Source organism: Schauerella aestuarii, from assembly GCF_009866805.1.
Classification (GTDB): Bacteria; Pseudomonadota; Gammaproteobacteria; order Burkholderiales; family Burkholderiaceae_B; genus Schauerella; species Schauerella aestuarii.
Genome location: NZ_SIZW01000039.1, coordinates 815,237 through 831,712, shown reverse-complemented (window position 1 = coordinate 831,712; position 16,476 = coordinate 815,237). Strand labels below are relative to the sequence as shown.

Annotated in this window: 15 protein-coding genes; 9 read left to right on the top strand and 6 right to left on the bottom strand. The window is 63.9% G+C overall.

The genetic code is table 11. The features are described 5' to 3' along the window. Positions 1–395: 395 nt before the first annotated feature. From acnA to pyrF, 7 genes are all read left to right on the top strand, one after another. Entirely contained in the window at positions 396–3,143 is a 2,748-nt protein-coding gene (acnA, locus tag EYW45_RS06680; RefSeq protein WP_161134644.1) for an aconitate hydratase AcnA, read from the top strand. A gap of 61 nt (positions 3,144–3,204) precedes the next feature. After that, entirely contained in the window at positions 3,205–4,569 is a 1,365-nt protein-coding gene (locus EYW45_RS06675) for a dihydroorotase (protein ID WP_161134544.1), read from the top strand. A 197-nt stretch (positions 4,570–4,766) separates the two neighbouring features. Continuing rightward, complete coding sequence (locus tag EYW45_RS06670) at positions 4,767–5,492, top strand: isochorismatase family protein (RefSeq protein ID WP_161134543.1); 726 nt, start codon at positions 4,767–4,769, stop codon at positions 5,490–5,492. Beyond that, positions 5,489–6,523 (top strand): CobW family GTP-binding protein, encoded by a 1,035-nt coding sequence (locus tag EYW45_RS06665; RefSeq protein WP_202444592.1) that lies wholly within the window; start codon positions 5,489–5,491, stop codon positions 6,521–6,523. The genes EYW45_RS06670 and EYW45_RS06665 overlap by 4 nt, the downstream gene beginning before the upstream one ends. Positions 6,524–6,537: 14 nt before the next feature. Continuing rightward, positions 6,538–6,933: a diacylglycerol kinase gene (locus EYW45_RS06660; protein WP_161134542.1), complete on the top strand. Its 396-nt coding sequence runs from the start codon at positions 6,538–6,540 to the stop codon at positions 6,931–6,933. 160 nt (positions 6,934–7,093) lie between these two features. Continuing rightward, entirely contained in the window at positions 7,094–8,428 is a 1,335-nt protein-coding gene (locus tag EYW45_RS06655; RefSeq protein WP_328703597.1) for an NAD(P)/FAD-dependent oxidoreductase, read from the top strand. 13 nt (positions 8,429–8,441) lie between these two features. Next, positions 8,442–9,278, top strand: coding sequence for an orotidine-5'-phosphate decarboxylase (gene pyrF / locus EYW45_RS06650; protein ID WP_161134540.1), 837 nt, complete (start codon positions 8,442–8,444; stop codon positions 9,276–9,278). Positions 9,279–9,459: 181 nt separating this feature from the next. On the opposite strand, the gene EYW45_RS06645 is transcribed toward pyrF, so the two are convergent. The 6 genes from EYW45_RS06645 to ribBA all read right to left on the bottom strand — a co-directional run bounded on the left by EYW45_RS06645 (position 9,460) and on the right by ribBA (position 13,827). Further along, positions 9,460–10,029, bottom strand: a complete 570-nt coding sequence (locus tag EYW45_RS06645) for a CinA family protein (RefSeq protein WP_161134539.1) — start codon at positions 10,027–10,029, stop codon at positions 9,460–9,462. Then, entirely contained in the window at positions 10,026–10,535 is a 510-nt protein-coding gene (locus EYW45_RS06640) for a phosphatidylglycerophosphatase A family protein (RefSeq protein WP_161134642.1), read from the bottom strand. The genes EYW45_RS06645 and EYW45_RS06640 overlap by 4 nt, the downstream gene beginning before the upstream one ends. 35 nt (positions 10,536–10,570) lie before the next feature. Beyond that, positions 10,571–11,539, bottom strand: a complete 969-nt coding sequence (gene thiL / locus EYW45_RS06635; protein ID WP_161134538.1) for a thiamine-phosphate kinase — start codon at positions 11,537–11,539, stop codon at positions 10,571–10,573. A gap of 93 nt (positions 11,540–11,632) precedes the next feature. Continuing rightward, the gene (gene nusB, locus EYW45_RS06630) at positions 11,633–12,127 is read right to left on the bottom strand and encodes a transcription antitermination factor NusB (RefSeq protein WP_161134537.1); all 495 of its coding nucleotides are present in this window, start codon (positions 12,125–12,127) and stop codon (positions 11,633–11,635) included. Beyond that, complete coding sequence (gene ribH, locus EYW45_RS06625) at positions 12,099–12,623, bottom strand: 6,7-dimethyl-8-ribityllumazine synthase (protein ID WP_161134536.1); 525 nt, start codon at positions 12,621–12,623, stop codon at positions 12,099–12,101. The genes nusB and ribH overlap by 29 nt, the downstream gene beginning before the upstream one ends. Positions 12,624–12,639: 16 nt before the next feature. Further along, positions 12,640–13,827: a bifunctional 3,4-dihydroxy-2-butanone-4-phosphate synthase/GTP cyclohydrolase II gene (gene ribBA / locus EYW45_RS06620; protein ID WP_161134535.1), complete on the bottom strand. Its 1,188-nt coding sequence runs from the start codon at positions 13,825–13,827 to the stop codon at positions 12,640–12,642. A gap of 166 nt (positions 13,828–13,993) precedes the next feature. Here ribBA and glpD point away from each other — a divergent pair, with 166 nt between their 5' ends. Then, entirely contained in the window at positions 13,994–15,550 is a 1,557-nt protein-coding gene (glpD, locus tag EYW45_RS06615) for a glycerol-3-phosphate dehydrogenase (RefSeq protein WP_161134534.1), read from the top strand. After that, positions 15,526–16,347, top strand: coding sequence for an IclR family transcriptional regulator (locus tag EYW45_RS06610; RefSeq protein WP_161134533.1), 822 nt, complete (start codon positions 15,526–15,528; stop codon positions 16,345–16,347). Before glpD ends, EYW45_RS06610 begins: the two co-directional genes overlap by 25 nt. The last annotated feature ends 129 nt before the right edge of the window (positions 16,348–16,476 follow it).

Below are 16,476 nucleotides of genomic sequence, written 5' to 3'. Positions count from 1 at the left end.
GCCAGATTATCAAACTGATTGTTAAAGTGTCAACTCTTTAGAATTTTTTGATGTCGGTAGATGTCAAACCATGCAGCCATACCTCTTCTGGGCACCCTCGACGGCAAAGGGTTGATTCGGTCATAAAACCACGACAGCGATCCATACCGGTACGCCGTGAGCGCCTTACACTTCCCTTAATATCAACGCACTAGGGTTTCCCCTAGGAATCATAGTCTCTTGCCTGTCAGCCCCTGTCGAGCCAAGCGGTGGCGCCAGCATGCCATGCTCATCCACTGCCTCAACACCAAACCAGCTTGGCGTCCGAAATGCCAAAGTGTTGACACTAAAACGGTAGCGCGCATAAGATAGGTCATCTAATGCCTTCTCGCCTTTCGGCTTTTCCGTCCGCGCATATGCCCGCCACCCTGCCCTTCAAGGACGACCTCGTCCGCTTTGCCGACATCGCCAGCGCCACGCGCACGGCGGGTTGCGACATCGATACCTACCCCTATGTGATCCGGGTGCTGCTGGAAAACCTGCTGCGGCATCGCGCATGGGGAGCGGCCGTCACGCAGGCGGATATCGATGCACTGTTGCATTGGGGGTCGCACGCGCAAGCCGACCTGCCGCTGCACGTGGCCCGCGTCATCCTTCCCGACTCGAGTGGCTTACCGGTGTTGCAGGATCTGGCGGCACTACGTGACGCCGTGGCCGAACGTGGCGGCGATGTGGATGCCGTCGCCACACGCATCCCAGTGGATGTGATCGTCGATCACTCGCTGCAGGTGGATCACTGGGGCAGCGGCGATGCGATGGTGCGCAATCTGACGCGCGAGTTCGAGCGCAACGATGAGCGCTACCGCTTTCTCAAGTGGGCGCAGCAGGCGTTTCGCGGGCTGCGTGTGTTTCCGCCTGGCACAGGCATCATCCACCAGGTCAATCTCGAGCACATCGCACCGGTGGTGGTTGAAACGCAGCGCGACGATGGCCTGTGGGCCCATCCCGATTTCGTGATCGGTGGCGACTCGCATACCCCCATGATCAATGCGCTGGGCGTACTGGGCTGGGGCGTGGGCGGCATCGACGCCGAAGCGGCACTGTTGGGCCATGCGTATACCTTCCCCGTGCCGGAAGTGGTGGGTGTGCGGTTGAGCGGGCATATCGCCGCCCCCGCCATGACCACCGATGCCGCACTTCTCATCGTGCAGCAACTGCGCCAGGCCGGCGTGGCCGGCACGATGGTGGAGTTCTTCGGCCCGGCGGTGGCACTTCTTTCCGTGCAGGAGCGCGCCACGATTGCAAACATGGCGCCCGAGTACGGTGCCACGTGCGGCTTCTTTCCCATCGACGACGCGACGCTGACCTATCTGCGCGCCACCGGCCGGCCTGCTCGCCGCACCGAACTCGTGGAAGCCTACGCGCGCGCCAATCATCTGTTTCGCGGTCCCCAAGCCGCCACGCCGCACTACACCCGCGTCATCGACATCGATTTGAGCGAAGCGCGCCCGAGCCTGGCCGGCCCACGCCGCCCGCAGGATCGCATGCCGATCAAGGCGATCCCGGCCGACTTTGGCCGACGCTTGGGGCTCTCGCTGGCGGATGGCGGCTTCGACGTGCACACCTACACGCCCCAGTCCGGCACGCCCGATGCCATGCGCGGCAAGCAGAAGGCGCAGGATGCACAGCCCGACTGCACGCGCACGCACGACGACCTCGACCTGCGGCACGGCGCGGTAGTGCTGGCAGCCATCACGTCGTGCACGAATACATCCAACCCCAGTGTGATGATTGCCGCGGGCTTGGTCGCGCAGAAAGCCGTGGCGCGCGGCCTGATGCCCAAGCCCTGGGTAAAAACTTCGCTCGCCCCGGGCTCGCGCGCCGTCACCCAATATTTGCAGAATGCCGGGTTGCTGCCCGCACTGGAGCAACTGGGTTTTTACGTGATCGGCTATGGCTGCACCACCTGTGGCGGCAAATCGGGTCCGCTGGACCCAGCCGTGGCACGCGTTATCGAAAGCAAGAAGCTCGTTGCCGCTGCTGTGCTGTCGGGCAACCGCAACTTCGAGGGCCGCATTCATAAACTGATCCGCGCCAACTACATCGGCGCGCCGCCTTTGGTCGTGGCTTACGCCCTGGCCGGCCGGATCGACATCGATTTCGATACCCAGCCGCTTGCCAAGGATGCGGAGGGCAAACCCGTGTTCCTGCGCGATCTGTGGCCCACGCCCGAAGAGATTGCCGCACTGCTGCCCCTGGCCAGCGACCCGGCGATGTTTGAGCAAACCTACGATCCCGCCAACATGGACGCCGCCATCTGGAACGATCTCGAAGCGCCGGGCGGCCAACGTTTTCCATGGGATCCCGAGTCGCACTATCTGGTTGAGCCGCCTTTCTTTCGCAACACGCCACAGGGCAATGCGCTGGATGAGCTGGCCCGCGTGCTGACCGACACCCGCGTGCTTGCCGCGTTCGACGATTCGCTCACCACCGACCACATCTCGCCGGGTGGCGAGATTCCGCCCGACACACCTGCTGGCCTTTACCTGCAAGCTGCCGGCATCGTGCCCCGCGACTTCAACAGTTATGTGGCGCGCCGCTGTAATTTCGAAGTGATGACGCGCGCGACGTTTGCCAACATCCGCATCAAGAATGCGCTGCTGCCCGAGGAAGAAGGCGGCGTCACGCGGCACTTTCCCGATGGCGCCCGCATGACGATTTTCGATGCGGCTGCGGCGTATCGGCAGGATGGCATCGCCACCGTGATCATCGCCGGCAAAGAGTATGGCACCGGCAGCAGCCGCGATTGGGCAGCCAAAGGCTCGGCGCTCCTGGGCGTCAAAGCCGTGATCGCCGAATCCTTCGAACGCATCCATCGCGCCAACCTGGTGGGCATGGGCGTGCTGCCGTTGGCGTTTCGCGCAGGCGAAGGCTGGCGCGCCTTGGGGCTTACCGGCGAGGAGTCGTTTACCTTCGAAGGCGTGGCCCATGGCGTGCGCACGGGCGAGGCGATCCGTGTGATCGCGCGCCAAGGCGATCGCGAAGTGCGCTTCGACGCGCTCCCACAAGTACTGACCGCGGCGGAACGCGGCCTGATGGCCGAGGGGGGCATTCCTGCCAGCGTGCTCAACAGCTTTACTGCCGTGCACGCAACGCCGTCGTGATGCCTCACATCGTCCGCCTTGCTCACCTCACCTCCACGAACGTCCACACCACCGCCACGCCATGACGCTTGATCTTCTGCTTACCCATGCCCGCATCCTGCTGCCGCAACAAGGCCTCACCGAAGGCCAGATTGGCGTGAAGGACGGCCGCATCGCCATCATCGCGGGGCCCGACGCCGACTTGACGGCCACGGAGACGATCGACTGCAAGGGCCTGTGGGTGCTGCCCGGCGTGATCGACCCGCATGTGCATTTCGGTTTCGGCTCGCCCGAAACCGACTTCGAAACCGAGTCGCGCAACGCGGCGCTCGGCGGCACCACCACCGTGCTGTCGTTCCATCGCTCGAAAGATATCCGCGAGTCGTTCGAACCCACGCGCGAGCGCGCCGAGCGGCAAAGCTGCATCGATTTCGGGTTTCACTTCGGCATCACGAGCAATCTGCATGTGGAAACGCTGGACGAGATTTCGCACGGCTTTGGCGTGTCGTCCTACAAGCTTTACATGATGTACAAGGGCGCGGCCGGCTTGTCGAAAGGCTTTACCGATATCGACGACGGCCTGCTCTACTCGGCCTTGCAGGCCACGGCCGCCATTCCCGGCGCGGTACTCGGTGTGCACTGCGAAAACGTCGAAGTCATTCCGGTGCTTCGCGACCCGCTGCGCGCCGCCGGCCGCGACGATTTGAAAGCCTGGAACGAACAAAGTCCGGATTTCCTGGAGGCCGAGAACGTGCACCGCGTGTGCTACTTCGCCTCCAAGACGAATACCCCCGTCAACATCGTGCATCTGAGCTGCCGCGAAGCGCTGGACGAAGTGCGCCGCCACCGCCTGCGCGCCGAAGGCCCGCCGATCTATGTGGAAAGCTGCCCGCATTATCTGTTCTTGAACGACGAGTCGCCGGCCGGCCCCTACGCCAAGGTCAATCCGCCCGTGCGCGGCCAGGACGACGTGGAAGCCATGTGGGAAGGCGTGCGCGATGGCGCTATCACCACCATCGGTTCGGATCACGTGCCGCGCAAACGCGCCACCAAGGACCACGATATCTGGGCCGCCAGCAACGGCTTTCCGGGCACCGGCATGATCTTGCCGATCCTGCTGCACGAAGGCTACCACCGCCGCGGCGTGCCCCTCATCCGCCTGATGGAACTCGCCGCCACCAACGCCGCGCGCATCTACAACCTGCCGTCCAAGGGCAGCATCGAAATCGGCAAGGACGCCGACCTGCTGATCGTGGATCCCGAGCTCGAGCGCACGGTGGATCCGGCCACGCTGGAGTCGCACGCCGACTATTCGCCGTACGAAGGCATGACGCTCAAGGGCTGGCCCGTGCGCACGCTGGTGCGCGGCCGCACTGTGGCGCAGGACGGTCGCATTACCGACGACGCGCGCACCAATCCGTCCGGCCGCTACGTCCGGCGCCTGTGAAGGTTGCACGACCGAGGTGCCGGGCCCGCGTCACACTGATCGCAGGCAATCCGGTGCCTCATACGAAAACGCCCGACAACGCACGTACGCACTCGCATCGCGAATGTGAATAAACGAACGACAGCGATGCATCCAACTCGGCGCCATCGCTTCACGCTTTTGCATTTCAAGACACTCTCTACAGGACCCTCGACGCCATGAGCGACACCAAACGAATCTGGGACGACTTTCTTACCGAACGCGACCAGGAAGTATTGAAGGTAGCCGGCTACGGCAAACGCGGCGGTTTCGGCAAACGCCCGGCACTATTCATCATCGACGTGCAGTACAACTTCTGCGGCGATACGCCCGAGGATATTCTCGAAGGCCTGAAGCAATACCGCACGCATTGCGGCCGCGAAGCCTGGGATGCCGTGGCGCACATGGTGCCGCTGCTCGAACTTGCGCGCGAAAAGAATATCCCCGTGTTCTATACCGAAAGCGGCCGTCGTCCCGACTTGATGGACAGCGGCGTGCAAGTGGGCAAGAACCACCGCGGCGGTGAAAAAACGGTAGTGGCCAATACGCACGCCACGCAAACCGTCGAGCCGCTGGCCCCGCGCCCGCAAGACATTCGGATCTCGAAGCAGAAGCCGTCGTGCTTCTTCGGCACGATCTTCATGAGCCACCTCAATTTCTTCGATGTGGATACGCTGATTCTCGTGGGCTGCACGTCGTCGGGCTGCTTGCGCGCCACGGCCGTGGACGCGTACTCGTACAACTTCAAGGTGATCATTCCCGAAGAAGCGGCGTTCGACCGGTTCCAGGCCAGCCATGCCGTCAATATGTTCGACTTGAACTGCAAATATGCCGACGTGATCCCGTCGATTGAAGTGGCCGATTATCTGAAAGGTCTGCCGGCCCCGGTTGCGGAGCAGGCTTGAAGCCAACGGCACCCCAGGCGCCGTTGCCCGTCTATCTGCTGACGGGCTTTCTGGGCAGCGGCAAGACCACGCTGCTCAGCCGGCTCGTGCGCAGCGCCGCGTTTGCCGATACGGCCGTCATCATCAATGAGTTCGGCCAAGTGGGCCTGGACCATCGGCTGGTCGCGTCGTCCAATGACGACGACGTGGTGCTGCTGGATTCCGGCTGCCTGTGCTGTGCCACCAATAGCGCGCTGCAGGATAGCCTCGAGTCGCTGTATTACCGGCGCCTGCGCGGCGACGTGCCCGCGTTTGCGCGTGTGGTGGTCGAGACGTCCGGCTTGGCCGATCCCGCGCCGCTGATCAACACGTTGGCTGGCGATCCGTCCGTGGCGCGCCATTACCGGTTTGGCGGCGCGATCACCACGGTCGACGGCATCCATGGGCTGCGCACGCTGGACGATTATCGCGAGGCCGCCACGCAGGCGGCCGTGGCCGACAAGCTGATCATCACGAAAACGGATGTGACGCCCGACCCCGCGGTGCACGCCTTGCGCGAAGCGCTGCGGGCGCGCAATCCGATGGCGCCGATCGTGACTGCGACGGCGCACGCCTGCGAAGGCGAAGCCGTGCTCTTCGACGGATTGCATCGGACGGCGCCGGTGTCGGCAGGTCCCGCCGCGAACGATCGCACGTCAACGTTCTCGCCTGCCGTCCCGCTCGCACTGACGCGACTGGGCCATGTGCTGCGCTATGGCATTGCGTCGTACGTGTGCCGGGTCGAGGCTCCCGTCACCTGGCCTGCCTACGCAGCCTGGGTCAAGCATCTGCAAACCCACTTCGGCGAGAACCTCCTGCGCGTCAAGGCGCTCTTGCCAATGAGCGACGGGCAAACCTACGCCATTCATGGCGTGCGTCATCTGTTCAGCCCGCCGGACCCCATCGATACCGCCGCTGCGGGCGACCAATTGGGTACTATCGTGATCATCGCGCAGGCGATGTCGGAAGAAGACGTCGCCCAGGCGCAAGCGGTGCTTACGCGCCCCACTTGATCACCGGACCCTCGATGTCAGATACGCCCCACCCCTCTCCCTTCAAGAGCAAACGTGGCCTGGGCCGGCTCTTCAACGCCTTGCGCTACGCCGTGCAAGGCATGCAGGCGGCGCTCACGCACGAAGCGTCTTTTCGTCAGGAGTTCGGTCTGGCGGTGATCATGATCCCCACGGCGTTCTGGCTCGGCCGCCACCCCTACGAAGTGCTGCTGCTGATTGCCGTGGTGCTCGTCGTGCTGGTGGTCGAACTGCTCAACTCTGCCATCGAAACAGTCGCCGATGCGGTATCGCTCGAGCCGCACCCGCTGATCGGCCGCGCCAAGGATTTGGGATCTGCTGCGGTGATGATCACGCTGATCTTTGCGGGAGCCACCTGGGCGATGGTCGCGTATCTGCGGTTTTGGGGCTGAACGTCCTGTTTTCGGCTCCGCGCCTGCTTGTTGGCGCCGGCACTTTCCCTATGCCTGCCTTGATCGAGTGACCGAAGCGGACGTCGGCAGGGCAAGTACGTTCGTCCACGCGATGGACGCTTCAAGCACGGGGCCGTTTATACTTGTCCCTATGAATGATGTGTCACTTCCCGCCAGCCCGGACGCCGTCCGACCCTCCTCCCCACGCAAAGTCGTCATTATCGGCGGCGGTGCGGGCGGCCTCGAACTCGCCGCAACGCTCGGCCGCAAGCACGGCCGCGAAGCCGTCACGCTGGTCGATGCGCGCCCCTTCCACGTGTGGAAGCCCTCGTTGCACGAAGCGGCCGCGGGCACGCTCGATATCCATCAGGAAGGCCTGTCCTATCTGATGATGGGTGCCTTGTCGCACTTCGGGTTCGTGCTCGGTGGCGTGACCGACATCGACCGCGCGGCGCGCACCATCACGGTGGCCCCGGTGTGCGATGCCAACGGCGTCGAGGTCGTGCCGGAGCGGCGCATCGGCTACGAGATACTGGTGTTGGCGATCGGCAGCACGTCGAACTTTTTCGGCACAGCCGGCGCCACCGAACACGCACTCACGCTGGACACCATCGATGGCGCCGAACACTTCCGGCTCACCATGCTCAAGCAGATGGTGCAGATCGATCAGGCCAAGGCCACCTCCCCCGATGCCCGACTGAACGTGGTGATCGTGGGCGGTGGTGCCACCGGCGTCGAGCTGGCAGCCGAGCTGCACGAAGCCAGCCATGTCATCAGCGCCTACGGCCTGCCGCACTTCAAGCCGTCGCGCGATCTGGCGATCACATTGATCGAAGGCGCGCCGCGCGTATTGGCAGCCCTTCCCGAACGCATCTCGGCCGCCGCCACCGAACGTCTGCAATCGATGAACGTGCAGATCGAAACCGGTGCCAAGGTGTCCGAGGTGGGCCACGACTACGTCAACGTGTCCGACGGCCGCACCTTCGAGGCCCAGATGTGCCTGTGGGCCGCCGGCATCGCCGGACCCGCATTGTTGAAGACGCTCGACCTGCCGCTGAACCGCATCGGCCAACTCGAAGTGGACGGCACATTGCAAACCGCCGACCCCAATGTGTACGCCATCGGCGACTGCTCCGCCGCGCCCTGGAAAGACGGCAAATCGGTGCCGGCACGCGCCCAGGCCGCGCACCAGCAGGCCGACTACCTCGCCACCCGCATCAGCGATCGCCTGAAGGGCCGCGCGTCGTCGTCCGCCACCTACGTCTATCGCGATCACGGCTCGCTGGTGTCATTGGGCAGCAGTGCCGGCGTGGGCAGCCTGATGGGCAAGCTCTCGGGCCGGGGCCTCTTCGTGAGCGGTACACTGGCACGCCTGATGTATATGAGCCTGCACCTCATGCACCACAAAGCGGTGCTGGGTGTGTCACGCACAGCCACCCTGGCGGTGGCCCGATTGCTCATGCGTCGCACCCGTCCGCGCGTCAAACTGCACTGATTCTCTTATCCCCATGAACTTCAAGTCACTCCTCGACCAGGCTTGGTCATCCACCGGTTCGCTCCTGCAGGTGGGACTGGATCCCGATCTGGCCCGCTTGCCTGCCGAACTGCAGGACGATCCCGATGCGATCTTCACGTTCTGCCGCGATATCGTCGATGCGACCGCGCCATACGCCTGCAGCTTCAAGCCGCAGATCGCGTACTTCGCCGCTCATCACGCCGAGGCGCAGCTTGAAGCCGTGTGCGCGCACATCCGCGCCAAACACCCCACGCTTTCGATCGTGCTGGACGCCAAGCGTGGCGACATCGGCACCACCGCCGAGCAGTACGCCCGCGAAGCTTTCGAGCGCTACGGCGCGCATGCGGTCACCGTCAGCCCGTATCTGGGCTACGACTCGGTGGAGCCTTATCTGGCGTGGCGCGACCGTGGCATTTTCATCCTGTGCCGCACGTCCAATCCAGGCGGCTCGGATCTGCAGTTTCTGAAGATGGAAAACGGCGATCCGCTCTACCTGCACGTGGCCGGTCTGGTCGCGGACAAATGGAATCGTCACGAACAATGCGGTCTGGTCGTGGGCGCCACGTTCCCCAATGAACTGGCGGCTGTACGTGCCCGTATCGGCGAGGCCATGCCGTTGCTGGTCCCCGGCATCGGCGCCCAGGGCGGCGACGTTCGCGCCACCGTACAAAGCGGCTGCAATGCCGCCGGCACCGGCATGCTGGTGAACTCGTCGCGCGCGATTCTGTATGCGAGCGGCGGCGACGATTGGCGCGAGGCAGCCGCTCGTGCGGCCAAGTCGCTGCGCGATCAGATCAACGCCGTACGGGACGTTCAGCAGCAGGCGTGACGTCGATGAGAATGAGCGGCCTGAGGTGATTCGCATCAGGCATGACTTTCCTCGACATCAGGCTGAACCCAACATCGTCATCGAGCCTGGACGTAAAAAAGCCCTCCTGTAAACGACGCCACGGCGTCGGCAGAGAGGGCTTTTCAACGCAATCGCGTGATGCGATCGCACGTTTGGTCGTTCAGGCAATGACCGGCGTGGCGCGAACATCCGTCACACGGGCATCGATCGATTCCAGCAGCCCGCGCAACGCAGCGCCGACTGCGGCCAGACGAATCTCGGCGCGATTACCCGGAAATACGCGCGTTGCCGCCCGGGTGGTGATGCCGTCACCGGCGCGCACCGCGAAGCCGAAGCACACCATGCCCACCGGCTTGCCGGGCGTACCGCCGTCGGGGCCTGCGATACCGGTGATGGACACCGCCACATGGGCGTCCGGCGCCCCCAGCAACACACCGCTCGCCATTTCGATCGCCACTGGTTCGCTTACCGCACCGTGACGCTCGAGCGTCTCGGGTGAAACTTCCAGGTTTTCGATCTTGGCATCATTGCTGTACGTAATGAACCCGCGGTCGAACCAGGCGCTCGAACCGGCCACGCTGGTGATCGTGGCGCCCAACAGGCCACCCGTGCACGACTCGGCCACACCCACGAGCCACCCCTGGCGCTGCAGGTCCTGGCCCAACTGCTCGGCCAGCGCCACCACATCTTCTTCCAGCGCCGGCGTATTCAATACGGTCTCGTTCATCATCCCAAAACTCCCAAGCGCACCGCCGCGGCGATCACCAGCAAGGCATAGCACGCGGCCAAAATGTCGTCCACCATGACCCCCAGCCCGCCTTTGACGTGCGCATCGCAGTACTTGATCGGTTGGGGTTTGAGAATGTCGAACACGCGAAAAAGCACGAACGCCGCAATCTGAGAAATCCAATCCGACGGTGTCAGCCACAACACCAGCCACATTGCGATCATCTCATCCCAGACCATCCCCAGATGATCCGGAGTGTCGAGTTCGCGGCATACCTTCAGGCATGCCCAACATCCATATGCAAACGCCAAAGCAAGAAATAGGCCTACATACAGGTCCGACGGGAGCCAATTCTCCACTGCAATCCACATCAGCCAGGCGAGCAGCGTGCCCCAGGTGCCTGACATCGGCCGCAGAAGCCCACTGCCGAAGCCGAAGGCGATCAGGCGGTGCGGACGCGCGCAGATCCAGGACAGGCTGGGATAAACGACGCGCATGCGCTCGGCCATCGAACTGGTGGCCGGATCGGATGAGGGTGAGGGGGTCATGTCGAGGCGAAGTGATCGAAGCCGCCCGGCAGATCGCCGATCGGCTGGCCGGCAGTATCGAGCACGCGCAGACCACGCTGGGACACGATGGTGCCCACGCGGGTGATGCGAACGCCGATGCTGCGGGCGGATTGAATGATGCGATCGCGATCGGCCGGGTCGGCCGTCACGCACAATTGGTAGACGTCGCCACCGCCCAGCACACAGCCGCGCGCTTGAGCGGCAGGCAAGGCAGCAAGCGCATCGTCCACGGGTAAGTCGGCTTCCTGCAGGGTGGCACCGACCTGGCTGGCCGCGAGGATATGCCCCAGATCTTGCAACAACCCATCGGAAATATCGATGGCGGCGTGCGCGATGCCCGCCAACCCCATCCCGAGTGCAACCTGCGGTTCGGGCCGTTCCAGCGCGGGCCGGCAAGCCGCCAGCAGCGCGTCATCTCGGGCCCATTGACCCGAAAGCAGGCGGTAAGCCGCGTCGGCGGCGCCAAGCGTGCCGCTCACCCATACGTCGTCACCCACGCGGGCACCGGAGCGCTTCAATGCGCGCTGCGCATCCACGGCACCGAACACCGTCACGCTGATGGCAACATGGCCGTCGGCCGCACGCGTGGTGTCGCCCCCGATCAACGGACAGCCGTGCGTATCGCACAGGGCATGAAACCCGCGCGCGAACGCTTCCACCCAGGGCAGATCGACATTGGGCAATGCCAATCCCAGCAGACAGCCAATGGGTTGAGCCCCCATGGCGGCAAGATCGGAAAGATTGACGGCCAGCGATTTGTGACCCAGTGCGTACGGATCGACGTCCGGGAAGAAGTGCCTACCTGCAAGCAACAGATCGGTGCTGGTGGCGACATGCTTGCCGTGGGGCACGGCAAAGAGCGCGCAATCGTCGCCCACGCCCAGCATGCCATCCGGCGCCGGGCGCGCAAAGCAGCGCGCGATGAGGTCGAACTCCGATGTCATGCCTCACCCCTCGCCGCTGTGCGCACAAGACGCTGGGCGGTAAAGGATGGGCTGACCGGACATCGCGCGCAACGCCTCGGAGGTACGCCGCGATCAGCGGCGCGCCGCCGCTGCAACCTCGGAGGGACGCACATCGGCGGCCAGCTTATCGAGCACGCCGTTGACGAACTTGAAGCCGTCGGTACCGCCAAAACTCTTGGCCAGTTCGACCGCCTCATTGATCGCCACGCGATACGGCACTTCCACGTGATGCACGAGTTCGTACGCGCCGATGAGCAAGATGCCATGTTCGACAGGTGACAGCTCGACGAGCGGCCGATCGACGAATGGCGAAAAACGCTCGCGCAGCGCCGGCGCTTCGCGGATCACGCCATGCAGCAAGGTTTTGAACCACTGCGCGTCGGCTTCCGAAAAATCGTCGGCATCCCGCACGTGCGCATCGATCTCGCCCGCGTCTTGATTACCCACGCCGCCCTTCAACAGCCAGGAATACACGCCTTGCAGGGCAAACTCGCGGGCACGGCGACGCGCGCTACGCGCGTTCGCACGTGCTTCGCCATCAACGCCCGTTGTCTTCTTCGTCGTCAAAATCTTCGTCCTCTTCTTCGTCTTCGTCTTCGGCTTCCGGCTCGAGCGCGGCAACCAGATTGGCCATTTCAACCGCGACCTGGGCGCAATCGCGACCCTTGCCGGCAGCGCGCTCTTGCGCCTGCGCTTCGGTTTCGGTGGTCAACACGCCGTTGGCCACGGGAATACCCGTCTCGAGCGAAATACGCGAAATGGCTTGTGCGCTTTCGTTGCTGACGACTTCGAAGTGGTAGGTTTCGCCGCGGATGACCGCGCCCAGCGCGATCAAAGCGTCGAATTCGAATGTTTCGGCCATACGGGCCAGGGTGACGCCGAGTTCAAGCGCGCCGGGGACCGTCACGACCATCACGTCGCGCTCGTCCACGCCCAGCGTAGCCAGTTCTTCAAGGCAGGCATCGAGTTCGGCTTGGCCGATCGCTTCGTTGAAGCGCGCACGCACGATGCCGATATGCAGTCCCTCGCCGTTGAGGTCGGGAGTAAGGATGTAGGGATTCATAAGGGCCGCCTGGAAATTAAGTGGCGCTTGGTTGGGCAAGCGCGGAAGGGTCGCAATCGTAACCCGTAATGGTGAGTGAGAAGCCGGCCATGCTCGGCATCTTGCGGGGTCGTGCCAACAATTTCATCTGCCCCACGTTCAAATCGCGCAGAATCTGGGCGCCGATCCCGTAGGTGCGCAATCCCAGACGGTCGCCATCCTGCGAACCCGGGTGAGCCTTGGGATCGGTCCACGCCGTGATCTGCGCCGCCAGATGCTCGGAAGAGGCCTGGCAGTTCATCAGGATGACAACGCCCGCGCGGCTCGCCGCAATCGTTTGCATGGCGCGCGCCACGGTCCAGCTATGCGGGCTCGACCCGGTATCCAGCACATCCAGGAGCGATGCCGGCTCGTGCACCCGCACCAGCGTTTCGCTGTCAGGATCGATCGTGCCGTGCACCAGCGCCAGATGGGTGGAGGCCGTCGCGGTATCGCGGTACGCCACGGTATGGAACTCGCCCCACGGGGTTTGCAAGGGACGTTCACCCACCCGCTTCACGATCGACTCATGCTCGCTGCGGTACTGGATCAAATCGGCGATCGTGCCGATCTTCAGGCCGTGTTCGCGGGCGAAACCCATCAGATCGGGCAGCCGCGCCATCGTACCGTCGGGCTTGAGGATCTCGCAGATGACGGCAGCCGGGGTGAGCCCCGCCATCGCGGTCAGGTCACATCCCGCCTCCGTGTGCCCGGCACGCACCAGCACACCGCCGGGAACCGCACGCACAGGAAAAATGTGACCCGGCTGAACCAGATCGTCGGGCCGCGCGTTGCGTGCCACCGCGACCTGGATGGTGCGGGCGCGGTCAGCGGCCGAGATGCCGGTCTCGACACCGGTAGCGGCTTCGATCGACATCGTGAAATTGGTGCCGTACCGGGTGCCGTTGCGCGAGGCCATCAACGGCAGATCGAGCTGGCGGCACCGTTCTTCGGTAAGGGTGAGGCACACCAGGCCGCGGGCATGGGTCACCATGAAGTTGATGGCTTCGGGCGTGACGAATTCCGCCGCCATCACGAGATCGCCTTCGTTTTCACGGTCTTCCTCGTCCACGAGAATGACCATCCGGCCGGCGCGCAGCTCGGCGATGATGTCGGAAACGGGGGCGATGTCGAACGATTCGGCATTCCCGCCGGACGCGGACGTGGGGTGGAGGGAGACGGACATGGCGGCAACAGTGTGGGCGGGAAACCCCTGATTCTACCAATGTGGGGGCCGCCGTGCGCTCGTATTCGTACATGTACGACCCTTCAGCGCAAATCGTGCTCTGCCCCCGTTTCCCAGAGTAAACTTCAGGGTTTCCCCGCCCCACTTCGCGGATCGCCCCATTACTATGACCACGCCTTCAGTTTCAGCCGCTCCCGCGCATTACGCGGTCGACATGCTCATCGTCGGAGGCGGCATCAATGGCGTCGGCATCGCCCGCGATGCGGTCGGCCGTGGCCTGAGCGTGTTGTTGTGCGAAAAGAACGACCTGGCCAGTGCCACGTCGTCGGCCAGCAGCAAGCTGATCCATGGCGGTCTTCGCTATCTCGAAAACTACGAGTTCCGTCTGGTGCGCGAGGCGCTGTCCGAGCGTGAAGTGCTGCTCTCGAACGCGCCCCATATCGTGCACCCCCTGCGTTTCGTCCTGCCGCACGACAAAAACCTGCGTCCGGCCTGGATGATCCGCATCGGCATGTTCCTCTACGATCATCTGGCCAAGCGCTCGCCGCGCCTGCCGGGATCGCGCAAACTCGATCTGCGCAAGGTGCCGCAAGGCGCGCCGCTGCGCACCAGTCTGCATACGGGCTTCGAATATTCCGATGCGCGCGTCGATGACTCGCGCCTCGTGGTGCTCAACGCCATGGACGCGCGCGAGCGCGGTGCCCACATCCTCACGCGCACCGAATGTGTGGCGCTGCGCACCAGCGGCGGCCGCTGGCAGGCCACCTTGCGCGACGTCGACGGCACTGACATCACCGTGGATGCCGGCATCCTCGTCAATGCGGCCGGCCCCTGGGTCGAGCGCCTGCAGCGTCTGGCCATTCTGGCCGAAACGGGCGAAACCGAGTCGGCCACGCCCCCACGCAGCAAGCTGCGCCTGGTAAAAGGCAGCCACTTCACGGTGCCCAAGCTCTACGAAGGCAACTGGGCCTACATCCTGCAAAATGCGGATGGCCGGATCATGTTCGTGATCCCCTATCAGGACCAGTACTCGTTGATCGGCACCACCGATGTCGTCTACCAGGACGATCCGTCGGCGGTGCACATCAGCGATGAAGAAGTGCGCTATCTGTGCGACATCGTCAACAGCTACTTCGTCAAACAAATCAAACCGTCCGACATGACGTGGTCGTATTCCGGCGTGCGTCCGCTGTATGACGATCAGGCGGGCAACGCCTCGGCGGTCACCCGCGATTATGTATTCGATGTGAGCGGCGGCAAGGAGGGCAAACCGCCCTTGCTGTCGATCTTCGGCGGCAAGATCACGACCTATCGCCGCCTGGCCGAACACGCGCTCGAAAAACTCGCGCCCTTCACGAGCAAGCCGAAGGGCTGGACGGCCACTGCCCCGCTGCCGGGTGGCGACATGCCCAACGCCGATCCCGCCGCCTACGCCGCAAAATTCGCACGCCGCTATGAGTGGCTGCCCGAAAGCGTCGTTCAGCGCCTGGTGGGCGCCTACGGCACGCTGGCGGAGGGCATCGTGGGCGGCGCTACGTCGCTTCACGACCTGGGGCTCGACTTCGGCCTGGGTCTGTATGAACGCGAGGTGCGCTGGCTCGTCGAACACGAATGGGCCCGCACCGCCGAAGACATCCTCTGGCGCCGCACGCGCCTGGGGCTGCACGCCGATGACGGCATGTCTCAGCGCCTGACCACATGGCTAGAACAGAACCGGACGTAACCGCCGCCGCCAACGACGGCCGCCGCAGCATCCAGTCGATCGAGGTCGGCTGCACGCTGTTGACCGCCCTGGTCGAGGCGGCCACCCCCTTGAGCCTGCGCGATCTGGCGCAGGCCGCCGGCATGACGTCGGCCAAGGCCCACCCCTATCTGGTCAGTTTCATTCGGGTCGGCCTGGTGCAGCAGGATGGCGTCACCGGCCACTACGAACTCGGCGCATTTGCCCTGCAGATGGGGCTCGTCAGCCTGCAACGTCTCGACCCGGTGCGCGCCGCCATGCCCGAGCTTGCAGAGCTCCGGGATGAGATCGGCCACACGCTCGGAATCGCCGTGCTCGGATCGCATGGGCCCACGATGGTGCACATGTCGCAGGCGAGCTACCCGGTACACGTCAATATGCGCCAGGGCACGGTGATGTCCATGCTGCACACCGCCACCGGTCTCGTCTTTGCCGCGTGGTTGCCGCCCAAGGTGGCCGACCACTACATCACACGCGAGATCGGCGATACCGCCGTCATCTCCAGCATCGACACGCCCGTTGCCACGCCCCGCTCCACGCTTGACGCGATGCTGGCCGACATCAGGGTGCACGGTATGGCCCGCGCGCTCGGCAATCCGCTGCCGGGCGTCGATGCGCTATCGGTACCGGTTTTCGACAACACCGGGAGCGTGGTGTTGGCCCTGACCAGCCTTGGCCCCACCGGGCGGTTCGATACGGCCTACGACGGCGTGATTGCGCGCCCATTGCTGCGCTGCGCACAGTCGATTTCACGCAAGCTGGGTTATACCGGACGGTAACGTCATTGCCGATCCCGCAGCGATGCAGGATGATCGGATTCGGCAATGTCGGCAGTCGTATGACCGAATTATGACCAGTCATCAAATCGACGGTCTCTGCTGAGTAACATCTGGCTCTTTTTTGTTGGA

Excerpts from the sequence above, each read along its gene's own strand:
- EYW45_RS06660 (WP_161134542.1), top strand. The coding sequence starts at position 6,538 with ATGTCAGATACGCCCCACCCCTCTCCCTTCAAGAGCAAACGTGGCCTG.
- EYW45_RS06645 (WP_161134539.1), bottom strand. The coding sequence starts at position 10,029 with ATGATGAACGAGACCGTATTGAATACGCCGGCGCTGGAAGAAGATGTG.
- pyrF (WP_161134540.1), top strand. The coding sequence starts at position 8,442 with ATGAACTTCAAGTCACTCCTCGACCAGGCTTGGTCATCCACCGGTTCG.
- ribBA (WP_161134535.1), bottom strand. The coding sequence starts at position 13,827 with ATGTCCGTCTCCCTCCACCCCACGTCCGCGTCCGGCGGGAATGCCGAA.
- acnA (WP_161134644.1), top strand. The coding sequence starts at position 396 with ATGCCCGCCACCCTGCCCTTCAAGGACGACCTCGTCCGCTTTGCCGAC.
- EYW45_RS06610 (WP_161134533.1), top strand. The coding sequence starts at position 15,526 with ATGGCTAGAACAGAACCGGACGTAACCGCCGCCGCCAACGACGGCCGC.
- EYW45_RS06640 (WP_161134642.1), bottom strand. The coding sequence starts at position 10,535 with ATGGCCGAGCGCATGCGCGTCGTTTATCCCAGCCTGTCCTGGATCTGC.
- EYW45_RS06670 (WP_161134543.1), top strand. The coding sequence starts at position 4,767 with ATGAGCGACACCAAACGAATCTGGGACGACTTTCTTACCGAACGCGAC.
- ribH (WP_161134536.1), bottom strand. The coding sequence starts at position 12,623 with ATGAATCCCTACATCCTTACTCCCGACCTCAACGGCGAGGGACTGCAT.
- thiL (WP_161134538.1), bottom strand. The coding sequence starts at position 11,539 with ATGACATCGGAGTTCGACCTCATCGCGCGCTGCTTTGCGCGCCCGGCG.
- EYW45_RS06675 (WP_161134544.1), top strand. The coding sequence starts at position 3,205 with ATGACGCTTGATCTTCTGCTTACCCATGCCCGCATCCTGCTGCCGCAA.
- glpD (WP_161134534.1), top strand. The coding sequence starts at position 13,994 with ATGACCACGCCTTCAGTTTCAGCCGCTCCCGCGCATTACGCGGTCGAC.